The 17,397-nt window shown below is 48.1% G+C and carries 17 protein-coding genes; 12 read left to right on the forward strand and 5 right to left on the reverse strand.

The features are described 5' to 3' along the window. Positions 1–136: 136 nt before the first annotated feature. Positions 137–1,090 carry an imidazoleglycerol-phosphate dehydratase HisB gene (gene hisB / locus FOC66_RS06170; RefSeq protein WP_003748659.1) on the reverse strand — a complete coding sequence of 318 codons (954 nt, stop codon included), beginning with the start codon at positions 1,088–1,090 and terminating at the stop codon, positions 137–139. Positions 1,091–1,109: 19 nt separating this feature from the next. Continuing rightward, positions 1,110–2,195, reverse strand: coding sequence for a histidinol-phosphate transaminase (hisC, locus tag FOC66_RS06175; protein ID WP_003748661.1), 1,086 nt, complete (start codon positions 2,193–2,195; stop codon positions 1,110–1,112). Positions 2,196–2,413: 218 nt separating this feature from the next. On the opposite strand from hisC, the gene FOC66_RS06180 reads away from it, so the two are divergent. From FOC66_RS06180 to rplS, 9 genes are all read left to right on the forward strand, one after another. Then, a complete protein-coding gene (locus FOC66_RS06180; protein ID WP_003748664.1) occupies positions 2,414–2,770 on the forward strand; it encodes a DUF2069 domain-containing protein in 357 nt (118 codons plus the stop codon). After that, entirely contained in the window at positions 2,767–4,599 is a 1,833-nt protein-coding gene (locus tag FOC66_RS06185) for a PglL family O-oligosaccharyltransferase (protein WP_003748665.1), read from the forward strand. Before FOC66_RS06180 ends, FOC66_RS06185 begins: the two co-directional genes overlap by 4 nt. A 207-nt stretch (positions 4,600–4,806) precedes the next feature. Continuing rightward, on the forward strand, positions 4,807–5,484 hold the full coding sequence (misR, locus tag FOC66_RS06190) for a two-component system response regulator MisR (protein WP_003748666.1): 678 nt from the start codon (positions 4,807–4,809) through the stop codon (positions 5,482–5,484). A gap of 15 nt (positions 5,485–5,499) precedes the next feature. Beyond that, the gene (locus tag FOC66_RS06195) at positions 5,500–6,897 is read left to right on the forward strand and encodes a sensor histidine kinase (protein WP_003748667.1); all 1,398 of its coding nucleotides are present in this window, start codon (positions 5,500–5,502) and stop codon (positions 6,895–6,897) included. Positions 6,898–6,952: 55 nt separating this feature from the next. Continuing rightward, positions 6,953–9,343 carry a bifunctional acetate--CoA ligase family protein/GNAT family N-acetyltransferase gene (locus tag FOC66_RS06200; protein WP_003748669.1) on the forward strand — a complete coding sequence of 797 codons (2,391 nt, stop codon included), beginning with the start codon at positions 6,953–6,955 and terminating at the stop codon, positions 9,341–9,343. A 75-nt stretch (positions 9,344–9,418) separates the two neighbouring features. After that, the gene (gene rpsP / locus FOC66_RS06205) at positions 9,419–9,667 is read left to right on the forward strand and encodes a 30S ribosomal protein S16 (protein WP_003684452.1); all 249 of its coding nucleotides are present in this window, start codon (positions 9,419–9,421) and stop codon (positions 9,665–9,667) included. A 15-nt stretch (positions 9,668–9,682) separates the two neighbouring features. Further along, complete coding sequence (gene rimM / locus FOC66_RS06210; RefSeq protein ID WP_003748672.1) at positions 9,683–10,192, forward strand: ribosome maturation factor RimM; 510 nt, start codon at positions 9,683–9,685, stop codon at positions 10,190–10,192. Further along, positions 10,192–10,941, forward strand: a complete 750-nt coding sequence (gene trmD, locus FOC66_RS06215) for a tRNA (guanosine(37)-N1)-methyltransferase TrmD (protein WP_003748674.1) — start codon at positions 10,192–10,194, stop codon at positions 10,939–10,941. Before rimM ends, trmD begins: the two co-directional genes overlap by 1 nt. A gap of 14 nt (positions 10,942–10,955) precedes the next feature. Further along, entirely contained in the window at positions 10,956–11,321 is a 366-nt protein-coding gene (rplS, locus tag FOC66_RS06220; RefSeq protein ID WP_003679470.1) for a 50S ribosomal protein L19, read from the forward strand. Positions 11,322–11,522: 201 nt separating this feature from the next. Here rplS and FOC66_RS06225 read toward each other — a convergent pair whose 3' ends face one another. Continuing rightward, positions 11,523–12,932 (reverse strand): PepSY-associated TM helix domain-containing protein, encoded by a 1,410-nt coding sequence (locus FOC66_RS06225; protein WP_003748677.1) that lies wholly within the window; start codon positions 12,930–12,932, stop codon positions 11,523–11,525. Between the two features lie 344 nt (positions 12,933–13,276). Here FOC66_RS06225 and greA point away from each other — a divergent pair, with 344 nt between their 5' ends. Both greA and FOC66_RS06235 read left to right on the forward strand, forming a co-directional pair. Further along, complete coding sequence (gene greA, locus FOC66_RS06230; protein WP_003748679.1) at positions 13,277–13,753, forward strand: transcription elongation factor GreA; 477 nt, start codon at positions 13,277–13,279, stop codon at positions 13,751–13,753. Positions 13,754–13,851: 98 nt separating this feature from the next. Continuing rightward, positions 13,852–14,280, forward strand: coding sequence for a DUF4149 domain-containing protein (locus FOC66_RS06235; RefSeq protein ID WP_003748681.1), 429 nt, complete (start codon positions 13,852–13,854; stop codon positions 14,278–14,280). Positions 14,281–14,415: 135 nt separating this feature from the next. Here the strand turns inward: FOC66_RS06235 and FOC66_RS06240 are convergent, their stop codons facing one another. Then, positions 14,416–15,177 carry an OmpA family protein gene (locus FOC66_RS06240; RefSeq protein WP_003748686.1) on the reverse strand — a complete coding sequence of 254 codons (762 nt, stop codon included), beginning with the start codon at positions 15,175–15,177 and terminating at the stop codon, positions 14,416–14,418. Between the two features lie 442 nt (positions 15,178–15,619). Here FOC66_RS06240 and FOC66_RS06245 point away from each other — a divergent pair, with 442 nt between their 5' ends. Next, positions 15,620–16,570 (forward strand): CysB family HTH-type transcriptional regulator, encoded by a 951-nt coding sequence (locus FOC66_RS06245; protein WP_003748688.1) that lies wholly within the window; start codon positions 15,620–15,622, stop codon positions 16,568–16,570. 86 nt (positions 16,571–16,656) lie between these two features. Here the strand turns inward: FOC66_RS06245 and fnr are convergent, their stop codons facing one another. Further along, a complete protein-coding gene (fnr, locus tag FOC66_RS06250; protein ID WP_003748691.1) occupies positions 16,657–17,391 on the reverse strand; it encodes a fumarate/nitrate reduction transcriptional regulator Fnr in 735 nt (244 codons plus the stop codon). Positions 17,392–17,397: the final 6 nt, after the last annotated feature.

Here is a 17,397-nt window from a genome sequence, read left to right on the forward strand (position 1 = left end):
TGATTAATATAATAATAAGAATGATTGTAGCAAAAGATGGTTTAAAACAAAATATTGCCACCATACAAGATGAATAATAAAGGCCGTCTGAAATTCCAATCGGTTTCAGACGGCCTTTATTCATTCAAACGCTGCCTTATTCTTCTGATGCGGCTTCCGCTTCTTCTTGAACAGATTCTTCGCTCAGCGTGCCTTTAGTAGAAGGCGTTTGACCAATCATGCGCGGATCGTATTCGACTGCCATGCGCAGGGCGCGGCCGAAGGCTTTGAAAACGGTCTCGGCTTGATGGTGCGCATTACGGCCGCTCAAGTTATCGATGTGCAAGGTCATCATGCTGTGGTTCACAAGGCCGTGGAAAAATTCTTCAAACAAATCGACGTCAAAACGGCCGATCAGGGCGCGGGTAAAGTCGATGTTGTATACCAAACCGGGGCGGCCGGAAAGGTCGATGACCACACGGCTCAACGCCTCATCCAGTGGAACATAAGCATGGCCGTAACGGGTAATGCCGGCTTTATTGCCAAGCGCCTGTTTCAGTGCCTGACCCACCACGATACCGATGTCTTCAACCGTGTGATGGTCATCAATGTGCAAATCACCTTTGCAGGTAATATCCAAGTCAATCAAACCATGACGCGCCACTTGGGCAAGCATATGCTCAAGGAAAGGAACGCCGGTATCCAAGCGGTATTTACCGGTACCGTCAAGATTGAGGCTGACGGTGATTTGGGTTTCGCAGGTATTGCGGGTAACAGTAACAAAACGGCCTTCAGTTGAAACACCAGCTTCGGCTGTTTCGACAGTTTGTTTTTCCAAACGCGCCGCTTCAACTGCTGCTTTTTCTTGGTCTTTGCCGTGATCACGGTTCAGCCAGCCTTTGCGTTTGTGCATACCGGATTCCAACTTCGCAGCCAGGCTCGGACGGATGCCGCGCGCAGACTCGTCGCCTGCTTGTTGTTCCAAACGGCGTTTGAGCTGAGACAAAGAGGCGGAATTTTCATAACCGCACGCGCGTGCGAGTTTGGTCAATGAGCCGGCTTCTTCAACCAGTAACAGAAAATTGGTCAAATGCAGTTGAGCTTTATTCATAATGATAGTTTCCTTGAAATCAAAGATTGGGGTAAAGGTTTTTAATAACGGCCAAGACGGCATCATTTTGCGCTGCCGAGCCTATGGTTATGCGGACACACTGATCCAAAAGCGGATGGCTGCCATGCAGTTTTTTAATCAGTATGCGGTTTTGCTTCAATGTTTCAAACAGCTCGTTCGCATCAAGAACGCGAACGGTAATAAAGTTGGCTTCGCTTGGAAAAACTTCCAAACGGTTTAATTTCAACAATTCATTCATCACGCGCGAACGCTCATTTTTTAATGTATCAATGTTTTGCTGAATGATTTGATGATGTTTCAATGAGAATTTTGCCGCCGCCAAGCTTAATTGATTCATATTGTAAGGCGGAAGAATTTTAGCCAGTTCACCCATAATGCTTGGACTTGCCGCCGCATACCCCATCCGCAAGCCGGCAAAGCCGATTTTACTAATGGTACGCATTACAACCAGGTTTTCGACTTCGCCCGCCCACGGAAGGAAGCTGTCATGATGAAACGCACCATATGCCTCATCGACAACCACAATGCCGGTAGCCGCACGAATAACCGCCTCTACTTCTTCTCGTTTAAAGCACACACCGGTCGGATTATTGGGGTAAGCAATAAAAATTAATGACGGCTGGTGTTGCTCAATGGCGGACAAAACGGCAGGGAGATTTAAAGAGAAATCCGGATTTAAGGAAACGCCGACATATTCCATGCCATAAAGCGCGGCATTATGACGATACATAACGAAACTTGGCTCAATACCCAATACACGCGCATTTGGTTTGGCAACCAGCATAGTCAAAAACTGGATAAGCTCGTCGGAGCCGTTACCCAACACGATTTCCGCTTTATCAGGAATACCGAAAACCTCCCTCAATTCTTCATAAATGCCGCTCTTGGCAGTATGGGGATACAAATGAATCGGCGCCTGCTTTGCCAAGTCCGCCCATTCCAATAATAAAGATTCATATCCGGCGAAAGGATGATGTGGACACTCCATGGCGTCCAACTTAATAAAACCTTCCGGCAAATCAGCAACCTGATAGGCTGTCATTACTTTAATATCATCACGGATAACATCAGCAACGCAATTCATGGTTTTCTATCCTCCTGAGATAAAGTATTTAGAATAATAGCACAATCTTTATTAAATATATATATAAATAAGACTATAAAACAAGATAAAGTTTCATTCGTTTGAAGAAAAAACAATAAATCCTTTCTTCAGCATCTTTAAGCAATATTCTTGGCTTACCCTGCCTTTTTAGCGGTATAATTTTAAGTTTTCCAGTACGGCTTTACGCTCTCAATATTGTGAACAATACACGCACCCCATTACCTTATCTTGCAACTTCCATAAGCCTTATCCTGCTGATTCTGCTTTCCTTGTCATGGGAATTGTGGATCGCGCCATTGCGCGAAGGCGGCTCATGGCTGGCACTGAAAGCCCTACCCCTGTGCCTGCCGTTGACCGGCATTTTGAAAAAACGCATCTACACTTATCAATACAGCTCCATGCTGATTCTGATTTACTTTGCCGAAGCCTGTATGCGCCTGGCTGACACAGCCGTCGCCAGCCGGATTTGCGCCGCCGTTTCCGTATTATTGTGCATTGCCTTTTTCCTTGGCTGCCTTGCATTTATCAAACAACAAAAACACACATCAAAATGACCTACCACACACTTTCAGACGGCCTGACTGAATCTTCAGTGAAAACCTTTTGGCCTTTATGGCTCAGTTTCCTTTGGATTTGCGCCGCCCCTTTTCTCTCACTCTACCGAGTCGGCCCACTGCCCAGCTTTTATCTGGAAGCCATCTCACTAAGCGGCTCATTGGTACTGACATTGATTAGCGCACACAAAGGCCTGCTGAATATCCGCCTTCCTGCACTCAGTATCGGCTTGTTTGCCATGGCCGCATTTTGGTCGCTCCAAGCACGCCTCATGCATTCCACCTACCCCGACATGAGCGACATCACCGCCTGGACCTTTGTCATTTTGGCACTGGGTGCATGGTCGGTGCGGGGCTGGATAACAGCTTACGGACAGGAACGTGTCGTCAGCATCTTTGCTTGGTCTTTATTGATAGGTGCAACCATACAGGCTGCCATCGTTTGGTTGCAATTTAAAGGCTGGTCCAACGTAGAGTGGTTGAACGGCATCGTCGCCCGAAGCAACGGCACCGTAAACGGCCAACTCGGCCAGCGCAATCATTTGGGACATTATTTGATGTGGGGTATTTTGGCGGCATCCTATTTATGGACGGCGCGCAAAATGTCCAATGCAGCAGGTTTTCTGTTCGTATTGGCATTAACTGCGACCCTCGGCCTTGTCAACTCGCGCACCATCTTAGGCTACATCGCCGCCCTATTCCTGATTACGCCGTTATGGTTTTGGCGTACCCGTTTCCAATACAAACGTGCACTGTGCATTTTCCTTCTGACTGCCATCCTGGCCGCCGCTTTCCAATTCGGCATGGGCAGCCTGTTGGATTTGTTTGGCAATATTAAATACGAAACCGCTGTCGAACGCGCAGGTACCAGCGGTTTTGAAGGCTCCATGCGCCAAATCGAATGGAGCAAGGCATGGATTGCCTTTCAATCCGCACCTTGGTTCGGACATGGCTGGAACAGCTTTGCCCAGCAAACCTTCCTGATCAATGCCCAACAACAATACTTCCCCAACAATATTCTCGGCGTACTGTTTACCCATTCGCACAATATCGTCATGCAGTTATTGTCTGAAATGGGCATTGCCGGCACCTTGCTTGCAACCTTAACCCTGCTTGCAGCCGTATGGCGACTGTCGGGCCGCAACCAAACGCCGGCTTCCCTGTTTTTGCTGACCGCCGCCGCCGTCAGCCTCTGCCACAGCATGCTCGAATATCCGCTTTGGTATATTTATTTTCTCACCGTATTCAGCCTGATTCTGTCGCTGACACCTTCTTATCCAAAAGATGTTTCAGACGGCCCTTTATCTACCCGAATCAGACAGTGGACAGGCGGTATAGCCGCTTTATCGATTTTAATCGGCATGGCAAACCTCAGCTGGGAATATCAAAATCTGACCCAATATAGCCGTGTAGGGAAAACCGACGATCCGCAAACAGTCCAAAACAAAATCGACGGTTTGCAGCAGCTTTCCAAAGAAAGCCCTATGCTTGCCTATTACGCCGATTTAAGTTTGAGCAAACGTGCCGACCCGACCGATGCCTACATCCGCCCATGGGCAGAAGAGGCCGCACTTAAAGCCCTGACCTACCGCCCCTACTCCAACGCCTATCAAGTTGGCCTCTACCTCTACCGACAAGGCAAAAAAGAAGAAGGTGCGCAATGGATGCAGGCAGTGCAATATTATTATCCGTATATGATGTATTTCTACGCCGACAAAATACGCAGCCATCCGGCATTCGCCCCACTGCTGCCCAAACTTTTGTCTGATTGCAAAGATTTCATCAATGCACCGAAACACCAAACTGCCAAATCTTGTGATAAACCCTAAACAAAACTCACTCAATTGTCAGTTTGTCCTTACAGGCCGTCTGAAAATGTAAAGAGCGACAAGTTTCTATGCAAAAAAGCGCAAAAGCACAGAAAATTACGCTATCAACAAAAGCAGATTGCATGTTAAGATTGAATACAACTCTATTTTAATCGCCGCACCGCCTATTTAGTGCCACGGCGCATACAATCACGAAAAGGAAATTCCATGAGTCGCGTATTACTCGTAGATGACGATGCCCTCTTGACCGAATTGCTGACCGAATACCTGACTGCCGAAGGCCTCAACGTTCATAGCGTTCCTGACGGCGAAGCCGGCGTTCAAGAAATTCTGACCGGACAATACGATGTCGTCGTATTAGACTCCATGATGCCTAAAATGAACGGTTTGGACGTTTTGAAAAACGTACGCACCCAAAGCACTGTGCCCATCATCATGCTGACTGCAAAAGGTGACGACATCGACCGCATTATCGGTTTGGAAATGGGTGCGGACGATTATGTACCGAAACCATGCACACCGCGCGAACTCTTGGCGCGTATCAACGCCATCTTGCGCCGTGCGCAACACAGCAACGAACAAAACAACGCGCCTAACAGCATTTCTGTCAGCGACGTTGTCCTCTATCCTGCCAAACGCCAAGCCAGCATCAAAGACACCCCGCTTGAATTGACCAGTACCGAGTTCAATCTGCTCGAAGTTTTGATGCGCCACGCCGGACAAGTGGTCAGCAAAGAAACTCTGTCCATCGAAGCACTCGACCGCAAACTGGCTAAATTTGACCGCAGCATCGACGTACACATCTCCAGCATCCGCCACAAATTGGGCGATGCTTCCCTGATTCAAACTGTACGCGGCTTAGGCTACCTGTTTGTTAAAAATTAAAGATTAAACAGATCAATGAAACTGTTTCAACGCATCTTCGCCACATTTTGCGCAGTCATCGTCTGCGCAATCTTTGTGGCGAGTTTTTCATTTTGGCTGGTACAAAACACCCTTGCTGAAAACCAATTCAACCAACGCCGCACCATCGAAACCACATTGATGAGCAGCATCATCTCCGCGTTTAACTCGCGCGGAGACAGCGGTGCGCGCGAAATTCTTTCGGAATGGAAAAACAATCCGGTTTCCAATGCCGTTTATGTGATTACCGGCGACGATAAAAAAGATATTTTAGGCCGCAACATCGACAGCCTGTCCATCGAACGCGCCCGCATCTTTGCCATCAACAATCCCGAATCCGATTTAGCCCACATCGAATACGACCGTTTCGGCGAAGAATACCTCTTCTTCATTAAAGGCTGGGACAACCATCAAGCCCAACGCCTGCCCAGCCCGCTCTTCATTCCCGGCCTGCCGCTCTCGCCGATTTGGCACGAATTTATCATTCTGTCTTTCATCATCATCGTCGGCCTTTTGATGGCATATATCCTTGCCAACAACATCACCAAGCCCATTAAAATTCTTGGCGGCGGTATGGACAGGGTAGCCAACGGCGAACTCGAAACCCGCATTTCCCAGCAAGTTGACGACCGTGACGACGAATTGTCCCACCTTGCCGTGCAGTTCGACAAAATGGCCGAGAAACTGGAAAAACTTGTTGCCAAAGAGCGTCATTTGCTCCACCACGTTTCTCATGAAATGCGCTCGCCGCTGGCGCGTATGCAGGCGATTGTCGGCCTGATTCAATCTCAGCCGCAAAAACAAGAGCAATACCTCAAGCGCCTTGAAGGCGAATTGGTACGCATGGATACTTTGGTCGGCGAATTGTTGACCCTCTCTCGCCTGGAGACCTCCAATATCCCTTTGGAAAAAGAAAACCTCAAACTCGTTCCTTTCCTGACCAACTTGATTGAGGACAACCAAAGCATTGCCCACCAAAACAACCAAAGCGTTACCCTGAGCATTGACCCAAAAATCCCTGAAAATGCCGTGGTCAGTGCCAACGAAGGCTATCTATACCGTGCCTTTGACAACGTTATCCGCAATGCCATCAATTACAGTCCGGAAGGCAGCACCATTCAAACCCATATCGGACAAGACGGCAAAAACTGGATTATCGATGTTACCGACAACGGGCCTGGTGTAGATGAAATGCAACTTCCGCATATTTTCACTGCCTTTTATCGCGCCGACTCCAGCGCGCACAAACCCGGTACAGGTTTAGGGCTTGCATTGACACAGCACATTGTGGAACAGCACTGCGGTAAAATCATCGCTGAAAATGTCAAACCCAACGGCCTGAGGATGCGTTTTATCCTTCCCAAAAAGAAAGCCGGAGACAAAAAAGAAGTCTAAAAATAAGGCCGTCTGAAACTTTTCAGACGGCCAAAAACACAAATAAGGAACCATCATGAGTGCAACCGTCCAAACCGGCTACTTCTTCATGCCTGAACACATCATCCTCGTCGGCGCCAGCGAACGTCCGCACAGCCTTGGCGAACGTATTTTCAGCCACCTGCTCGGTTCCTCATATCAAGGCAAAATCACCCCCGTCAATCTTCGACACAGCAGTGTCGCAGGCATTCCCTCCTACTCCAGCCTCAGCAAAATCCCGGGCCAAGCCGATTTGGTTGTTGCCGTTATCCCGCCCGACCATTACGACTCGCTGTTCAAAGCCTGCCGTAAAAAAGACCTACGCCACATTATCCTGATTCAAGATTGGGAAAACCTACCGCCCGAATCCTGTAAAAACGCCCGTTCCATCATTCAAAAACATCACGGCGACGAATTGAACATCAGCGTATGCAACAGCGCAGGTATCCAACTTCCCTCGCTCAACCTCAACATCGGCACCCAAACCGACTATCCGGCCGGCCATATTGCTTTACTGACCGGCCACAGCACCGTCAGCCGCAACATCAACCATCTGCTGAACACAATGCATCAAGGCGTATCGCGCCACATCAGCCTCAACTATGATCTAAGCCCCACTACATCCGCCGACTGGCTCAACCGCTTCGGCCACAACCGTCATACCAAAGTTGCCGTCATCCACTACAATCCGGCCGAAAACCAACGCGAGCTGTTCAGCGCCATCCGACACTTTGCACGCCACACCCCGCTTATCCTGTTGTCCACACATTACACCGACGACACAGACAAAGCCGTCCTACACAGCCTCGGCCGCCATTGCAACTTCCTGCCGGTATTCAATATCAACGAACTCGAAGCAGCCTTAAAAGCCCATCTTTCCGGCATTCCCGTCATTACCCATCCCACTATTTTGTCCGATACGCCGATAGAATGGCTGCGCAGCACCGCCGATGCCTGCCAATTGACCCTCAACCTCCCAACCGACGCACCATCCATCCAACAAGGCTGCATCGGCAGCGACCCCACGCCCGCACGCATCCACCGCCTGGCACTCGAACAATTGCAAAATCCGCACACCCAAGCCCTGCTCGGCATTATTTCGCCGGACACGCCGGACGCGTACGGCATTCATCAAACACTGAATAACTTAGCACAAAAAACCAGCAAACCCATTCTCATCAGCCATCGTTTTTCAGACGGCCTGACCCGGTTCAACACCCCGGAAGAAGCCTTGCTGACACTTTATTTCCGCAATCAAACCGCCTGTTTGCAACAAGCGCAAAACACCCCTGCCCCGGCCAAAACAGGCCGTCTGAAAACGCCTAAAAACAAAAGTATCGATAAAGCCATTGCATCCGGCCAAACCGATCTGATGGCAGAGGCCCTATACCTGCCTCCGTGCCAAACCCAAAAGCACAATGCCGTTCAATTCCGATTCAGCCGTCATCCCATTTACGGCAACATCCTTACCGCCCGTTACAACGGCCAAACCCAAGCCGCATTACCGCCCTTTACCACGCTCGATATCCAGCGTTTAAGCCAATTTGCAGAACTTGACAACACTTCCGTTCTCAATCAATTCCTGCATTCCCTAAACACGCTTATCCACAACAACCAGCATATCGGCGACATCATCCTCAACTACAACGGCAGCCAATACAGCAGCACCATCATTCCCGAAATTGTGGAAAAACCAGCCGCGCCGACAACCAAAATCCCAAAAAAAGCCGTCCAAACCTTAGAACAGGCCGCCGCCAAAATGCAAAGTGCCGCCGCCTACCTCCAACAAAAAAATCCGGCCGCAGCCGAGTTTCTACGCAACACCGGCGAAGCCGCGTCCGAACTGCTGCACCCTAAAACCGAAACGCCCGAAATACGAAACGTACTCGCCCCCTACCCGAACCAAACCGACACATTCACTCTACCCGACGGCAACACCCTGCACATTCGCGCACTAGAGCCTGAAGATGCCGAAGCCAAACAAAAATTTGTCCGTCAATTACCCGCGGCCGACCGCTATACGCGCTTCATGACCCACACCAACGAATTGCCGCAGCCCACACTCGCACGGCTGACCCGCCCCGATTTCCATAACGAATGCGCATGGGCCGCCTTCGCTTCAGACGGCCGTATCATCGCAGTCAGCCGTTACAGCCGCATCAATCGCAACGAATGCGAGTTCGGCATTACATTGGCTGCCGAAGCCCGCAAAACCGGCTTGGCCGGCAAAATGATGAGCCTCATTATCCAAACTGCCACACAGCAAGGTTATCAAACCATGAATGCGGAAATCCTCAAAGAAAACACACCGATGCTCAAACTCGCTGAAAAATCAGGATTTACCGTTACTCCGTCGGAAACCGACCGCGGACTGTATCAAGCAAGCCTCGATTTGAACGCATGGCAAAACAGCAACAAAAACAAATAAAAACTTGCATAACCCGTGTGAAATATCCTAAAATTAGCGGTTTCTATATATCCGCATTTTTCAAAAGGACTCAAAATGGTAGTTATCCGTTTGGCTCGCGGCGGCTCAAAACACCGCCCTTTCTTCAACGTAGTCGTAACTGACTCTCGCAACCGTCGTGACGGCCGCTTCATCGAGCGCGTAGGTTTCTACAACCCCGTTGCCAACGAAAAACAAGAACGCGTACGTTTCGACGCAGACCGCATCAACCACTGGGTTGCTCAAGGCGCGAAAGTTAGCGATGCAGTTGCCAAACTGATTAAAGAGCAAAAAATCGCTGCTTAATCAGCTGAAACGACCATGACAGACACTCAAAAACGGGTAGCCATGGGCTACATCAAAGGCGTATTCGGCATTAAAGGCTGGCTTAAAATTGCCGCCAATACCGAATACACCGACAGCCTGCTGGACTACCCAGAGTGGCAGTTGTGCAAGGATGGCAAAACCCTGAATGTCACGCTTGAGGCAGGTAAAATTGTCAATGGTGAACTTCAGGTCAAATTTGAAGGGATAGACGATCGCGATCAAGCATTTGCCTTGCGCGGCTATACCATCGAAATTCCCAGAGAGTCATTCGCCCCTACTGAGGAAGACGAATACTACTGGGCAGATTTAGTCGGCATGACCGTCATCAACAAAGAAAACATCGTCCTCGGCAAAGTCAGCAACCTGATGGAAACCGGCGCGAATGATGTTTTGATGATTAAAGGCGAACACGGACAAATCCTGATTCCCTTCGTCTCCAACTATATCGAATCTGTCGATACCGACAGCAAAACCATTATCGCCGACTGGGGTTTGGACTACTGATGCTGATTCAAGCCATCACCATTTTTCCAGAGATGTTCGACAGTATTGTCGAATATGGCGTTACAGGCAGGGCAAGAAAACAAAACCTTTGGCAGTTTCAAGCCATTAATCCCCGAAAATTTGCCGACAACAAACTTGGCTATATCGATGATCGCCCCTTCGGAGGTGGCCCGGGAATGATTATGATGGCACCACCGCTTCAAGCGGCAATCGAAGAAGCCAAAGCAAACTCGCAAAAACCTGCCAAAGTAATTTATCTCAGTCCGCAAGGTCAGCCGCTGACACATAAAAAAGCCGCAGAACTTGCCGAACTGCCCCATCTTATTCTTCTATGCGGACGCTATGAAGGCATAGATGAAAGACTGTTGCAACGCAGTGTGGACGAAGAAATCAGCATTGGCGACTTTGTCGTCTCGGGTGGCGAATTGCCCGCCATGATGTTGATGGATGCCGTCTTAAGATTGGTTCCGGGTGTATTGGGCGATATACAGTCAGCCGAACAAGACTCGTTTTCAGACGGCCTTTTAGACTGTCCTCATTACACCAAACCCGTAGAATTCCAAGGCATGATGGTTCCTGATGTCTTACGTTCAGGAAATCATGGCTTGATTGCCGAGTGGCGATTGAAACAATCGCTACAACGCACTTTAGAGCGCCGACCCGATTTATTGGAAAAGCGCAGTTTAATCCCAAAGGAATCCCGCCTCTTAAAAGAAATCTTGCAAGAGCAACAGGAAATCCAATCATAACTTAGGAAAAACAAATGAACTTGATTCAACAATTAGAGCAAGAAGAAATCGCTCGCTTGAACAAAGAAATCCCTGAATTCGCTCCAGGCGACACCGTTGTCGTATCTGTACGCGTGGTTGAGGGTTCCCGCAGCCGTCTGCAAGCATACGAAGGTGTGGTTATCGCCCGCCGCAACCGTGGTCTGAACAGCAACTTCATCGTTCGCAAAATCTCTAGCGGCGAAGGTGTAGAACGTACTTTCCAACTGTACTCCCCTACCGTAGAAAAAATCGAAGTTAAACGCCGTGGTGACGTACGTCGCGCCAAACTGTACTACTTGCGTGGCCTGACCGGTAAAGCGGCCCGCATTAAAGAAAAATTGCCTGCTCGCAAAGGTTAATCGCTTTCTTCAAAAACCCACTTCAATGAAGTGGGTTTTTTGTTTTTATACAAGATCTCCTCGTCTTTCTTACACAATCCTGTAAGCCAATCACAATTCCCATCTCACGCATAAACTTAAACAGAATCCCCTACTTTTGACCTCTATAAAAAAGGCCGTCTGAAACAAAAGATTCAGACGGCCTTGAATTACATCGGGCGGTTATTTAAACCATCCCGCTAATGCTGGAATACGTGATAATAACAGTGTATCCAAAATCCAAATAACAGCGATTGCGGCAATAGCCGTCGGGAAAATCACAGCCAAAATAAGAAGTGGCACAGCCATTGCCCACCATACCGGCAATTTGATTTTCTGTGCAGGAGGAACCAAACCACGTGCTTCCGAAGGACGGCGTTTCCACCACATCACACAGCCGCTGACACAGATAAAAATAATCGCCAGGCAGAACACAACATTCGCCAACACGCTCCACCAGCCCAGTGTACCCATATGCAAAGCAATACTTGCCGCCATAAACTTGCCAAACCAGTTGTAATCGTCAAAATGAATATCAGCCAGGATTTTGCCACTGTATTGATCAATGTGTACCGTACGATCCGCAGTCGGACTAACCATATCGTAGCTCATTGAGTCTTGCGACAGCGTCCATACGCCGGTTTCGCCTTTAGGTAGGTTCAACTGATAGCGGCCTTTGAAGCCAATTTCGCGCGCAAAGCGGTCAACCGTTTCCAACGTCATCGGTTCACTTGGATTAATGCCGTTTTCGCCCAGTGTCGTACCGGAAACCGGCATAGGCGTCAGCTCTAAAATCCACGGCACTTCTTTGGATTTGCCATCATTCAACACATCGCCATGAGTTGGCACGGAAGATACCGGATTAGGCTCCACGCCCCATTTACCGGCTGGGAATTGACTCCATGCCTGAACCACTTTACCACCCCAAATACCGGCCCAAGCAATACCAGACAAACAGAACAGCAGCAAAATCAAAGAAACCCAAGAGCCAAATGCACCGTGCAGGTTGCGCCACCAAGAACGGCCTTTGCCTGCTTTAGGCAAAAGGACGGCCTTCAGACTACGCTGTTTCACCCACCACAAATAGATACCGGTCACAATCATGATGATGGTTAGCGACGCAGCAGTTTCCAACAAGTAGTCACCAGTCGCACCCATCATCATATCGCCGTGGATTTCGTCCATCGTGTGATACCAGCCTTGACTGCGCGGCATCGTATTCACGACTTTTGCCGTATAAGGATCAACGGCAACCATAGTGGCTTTATCGTCGTTGTTCACACGAAATACGGCCACCATATCATCTGCGCGCGGCGCAATATACTGCACTACAGAAGCAGTTTCCGGATTAACAAACTGTCTGGCGGCTTCAGCCTGAGCCGACAAAGGCTGCACCACTGCTTGCGGCGTAACATGTATCCGCTCGCCTTCTTTACCGGTAATATTGGCAAATAACAGCATTCCCAACCCTGTAACAGCCAGCAGGGTTAAAAACGGTGCAACCAAAAGTCCGGCATAAAAATGCCATCGCCAAACAGTCAAATAACGGCGGTTAGCCTGTTGTTCATTTTGGGAAGTTGGTTTTGTTTCCATATATTCTCTTTATATAATTAAAGTAGACTAATCCTTAAGGATTATTAGCAAACATTTTAATCAAAACCATTCATTTACGAAACCGTTTTTCAAGCGTAGCTTTGAAATACTTCAACATTTAGTTTGCAGGCCGTCTGAAAAAACAAAATAGACAGAAAACAACACTTTACTGAAAACCCATTTTAATCATTGCGGTTTCGGCAGAATTTGGTAGAATACAGGCATTACTTATTTATTCATCAAGCCGCCAAGCTTTGGCGGCTTGTATTTTTATTTCCAATCCGGCTGCCGCGCGTGGCCGGATAAAATTTTAAAAGCATCATCATGCTTTCATGGAGAACTCAATGCAAAAAATCCCTTTGACCGTCCGTGGTGCAGAATTGTTGAAACAAGAACTTCAACACCTCAAAAGCGTGGCTCGTCCAGAAATTATTGAAGCCATTGCAGAAGCACGTTCACACGGCGATTTGTCTGAAAATGCCGAATACGAAGCCGCCAAAGAGCGTCAAGGCTTTATCGAAGGCCGTATTGCCGAGCTGGAACACAAACTCTCTATGGCCCACATCATCAATCCTGCCGAAATCCATGCTGAAGGAAAAATCGTATTCGGCACAACAGTAACACTGGAAGATTTGGAAACCGAAGAACAGGTTACCTACCAAATCGTCGGCGAAGACGAAGCAGACATTAAAGAACGCAAAATCTACGTTGGCTCCCCAATTGCCCGTGCCTTGATCGGAAAAGAAGAAGGCGACGTTGCAGAAGTTCAGGCCCCCGGCGGCGTGCGTGAATATGACATCATTGCCGTACAATATATCTAAATAAACAAAAGGCCGTCTGAAAACATTTTCAGACGGCCTTTTGTTGTACCTAAAAACACCATAATCAAAGAAAGCGAAATCTTCCCAGGAGAAGCATAATGAATCTACTGTACAAAATTATCCAAACCGCTTCCGCCATGTGGCTCGGTATGCAGCTGACCGCAGGCTATGTTACTGCTCCTGTCCTGTTCCGCCTCCTGCCTAAAATGCAGGCAGGAGAAATTGCCGGCATCTTGTTTGCCATTACAGCACTATGTGGCTTAGTTATTTTTGGCGTAGCCTATGCCTTTTTCAGAAAGCAACTGGCCTCACTTTCTTGGTGGATATTGGTTCTTTGGCTACTCTTAGCCTGCAACCATCTTTTGGTTACACCGGTTATCGAGGCGCACAAGTACGGGCTGGATAACTGGCTGCTGTCCCTAGTAGGCGGAACATTCGGAGTTTGGCACGGCTTATCCAATATCATCTTTTTGATTTGCACAATACTCGCCGCTGTTTGCGTATGGAAATGGCCGAAGCCAAACTAATCTGTCTTAATAAAAGGCCGTCTGAAAATAAATCTTTCAGACGGCCTTTTATTTTGAATCATGAATTCCCCAAATCTTCAAATATAAACCATAAAAAAATGCCCTGCACATTGCAGGGCATTTTTCACAAACCGATTAAGGTTTAGCGTAACCGTGAACGCCATTGTAAGGAGCTGGGATCCAACCTTCATCAGTAGCAGGCAATTCGCCTTGACCTTCGATAGTTTGGCCTGGAGCAACTTGACGAGTGACAACGCTGCGGATTTTAACATCAACGCGACGGTCAGGTTCGATACAAGCGATAAGAGCAGCACGTTTCTTAGCTTTAGAAACTTTTTTGCCCAGTTTAGCAACTTCAGCTTCACAAGTAGCAGTCATGCGAGCTTGAGATTCGCCCAGACCTACTGCAGAGATTTTGCTAGAAGCAACGCCATGACCTACCAAGTAGTTAGCAACTACGTTGGCACGACGCTCAGACAGAGCTTGGTTGTATTGCTCAGAACCCATGAAGTCAGTATGACCTTCAACACGTACGGTTTGTACGCTTTCGTTGCTCAGGCGTTGAGCCAAAGCGTCCAGGTTTTCTTGAGCTTCAGGGCGCAGGTTGTCTTTGTCGAAGCCGAACAGAGTTTTAGTAGACAGAGAAACAGTTTCATCAACATACTCAGGAGCTTGTTGTACAGGAGCAACTGCTTCGCGGTCACCACATTCAACACGGCCTTGGGTAGCTTTGTCGAAGTAGCTGTTTTTCCAGCATTCGCCGTAGTTGTTACGGACGATTTCTTGAGATTGGCTGCTTACGGTGTAACCGTGTTTGGTATGCGCTTCGCTGGCCATTGCGGTGCCAGAGGCAACCAAGGCAACGAACAATGCGCTTAATTTCAGCTGTTTGGTCATTTTATTCCCTCATCAAATTGTTATGCGGCGGACTAGGAAAGCAACCGCTGCAAAGTACCAATATACAGGCCGCAGTATCAAAACAGCGGCAAATCGGATATATCAGGTTGCACTATAAAGAAGCGCAAGGCAAACTGTCAATACTCGATGCCTTCAAACAATTATGAAGTGCCTGCTTCCTAGTAGTTAATCATGCCGAAAAATCAATCTTGTGTCATTAATTTAGGGCAAAATCAGCCAATTCACCCGCCCAAAGTTGTACAAAAACAACAAAACTTCATCCCCCTTTCATTCACAGATTTCCTGTTTTCATATCATTAAAAGATATTTTCATTAAAAACAACCATTTTCAAAACTCAGGGCAAAACCGGGCAAAATATGTTAAATTACAGACCGTTTGTCGCACAAAATCCACAATAACAACGTATCCGATACTGCCACCATGAAACTGCAACAATTACGTTACGCCCTTGAAGTTTACCGGCACAATCTGAATGTCTCCGAGGCTGCCGATGCGCTTTTTACATCCCAGCCCGGCATTTCCAAACAAATCCGCCTGCTTGAAGAAGAATTGGGTATCCAAATTTTTATCCGCAGCGGCAAGCGTGTGGTTTCCGTTTCGCAACCGGGCAAAGCCGTGTTAGAGATTTCGGAACGGATTTTGCGCGATGTACAGAACATTAAAAATATCGGCAGCGAATTTACCGATCATGACAGCGGCTCCCTGACCATTGCCACGACGCACACCCAGGCGCGTTATGCATTGCCTAAAATCGTTGCAGAATTTGTGAAAAACTACCCTAAGGTCAATTTGACCATCAAACAAGGCAGCCCTTCCGCCATTGCCCAAATGGTCAGCAGCGGAGAAGCAGATTTGGCAATTATTACCGAACGCATTGACGATCACCCCGAGTTGGGCAAACTGCCCTGCTATGAATGGAACCATGCCGTCATTGTCCCGCACGACCACCCTCTTTTAGACTGCCGCAATCCTTTAAGCCTTGAAGATTTAGCTTCTTTTCCGCTGGTTACTTACGAATTTGCGTTCAACTCTGGCAGCAGCATTGCGCGTACCTTTAATAAAGCGCATATCGAGCAACCTGATGTTGCTTTATCGGCTGCCGATACGGATGTATTGAAGACGTATGTACGCTTAGGCTTAGGCGTAGGTTTGATGGCCAAAATGGCTTACGATCCCGTTGTCGATCAAGACTTGCAGTTGATAGACGCGGCGCACTTATTTGAGCCATCGCCCACTTGGATAGCCTTACGCACCGACACTTACCTGCGTGGCTATGCCTATGATTTTATACAGATGTTCGCACCGAAACTGACCAGAGAAGTAGTCGACTGCATTCTGTACACGCCGGTTGTTGAAGATTTTTCAATTTAACATCTAACTATCACCTGCGTAACTTAACAATTATTCTTTAACTTTTGTTAAAAAGGCCGTCTGAACAATTTCAGACGGCCTCAGATTCAGATAGCGTGCGAACAACCGGAAACCATTTTCTTCAAAGTCGTCGCATCTAGGATTTTGATGTGCTTGTGTTCAACCGAAATCAAGCCTTCGTGATGGAATTTGGATAAGGTGCGGCTGACCGTTTCCAGCTTCAGCCCTAAATAGCTGCCGATTTCCTCACGCGACATTCGCAGGATAAAATCGTTGGCGGCAAAACCTCGTGAATAGAGACGCTGAGACAAGTTAAGCAAAAATGCGGCCAAGCGCTCTTCGGCGCGCATATTGCCCAAAAGCAACATCACGCCCTGATCTCGGACAATTTCACGGCTCATCAAGCGGAAAAAGTGAGAGCGCAGACTGGGAATATCCTGACCAAGTTCTTCAATGTGTGTAAACGGAAGCTCGCATACCTCGCTATCTTCCAAAGCCACAGCATCACAACTATGAATATGGGAGCAAATCCCATCCATCCCGATCAGCTCGCCCGACATAAAAAAGCCGGTTACCTGATCCCGTCCGTCTTGGCTGGCGACTGTTGTCTTAAAGAAGCCTGCACGGATGGCAAATAAAGAGGTAAACGGCTCGCCGGCACGAAATAAGTACTCGCCTTTTTTCAGACGGCGGCTTTGACGGATCACCGCATCCAATTGTAAAAATTCGTTAGGCATTAGTCCAACAGGCAAACACAGTTCGCGTAAAGAACATGTGGAACACAAGGTTTTCATTTGATGTGTTGCATTGTGTGTAGCCATAACGCA

The organism is Neisseria mucosa (assembly GCF_013267835.1).
Lineage (GTDB): Bacteria > Pseudomonadota > Gammaproteobacteria > Burkholderiales > Neisseriaceae > Neisseria.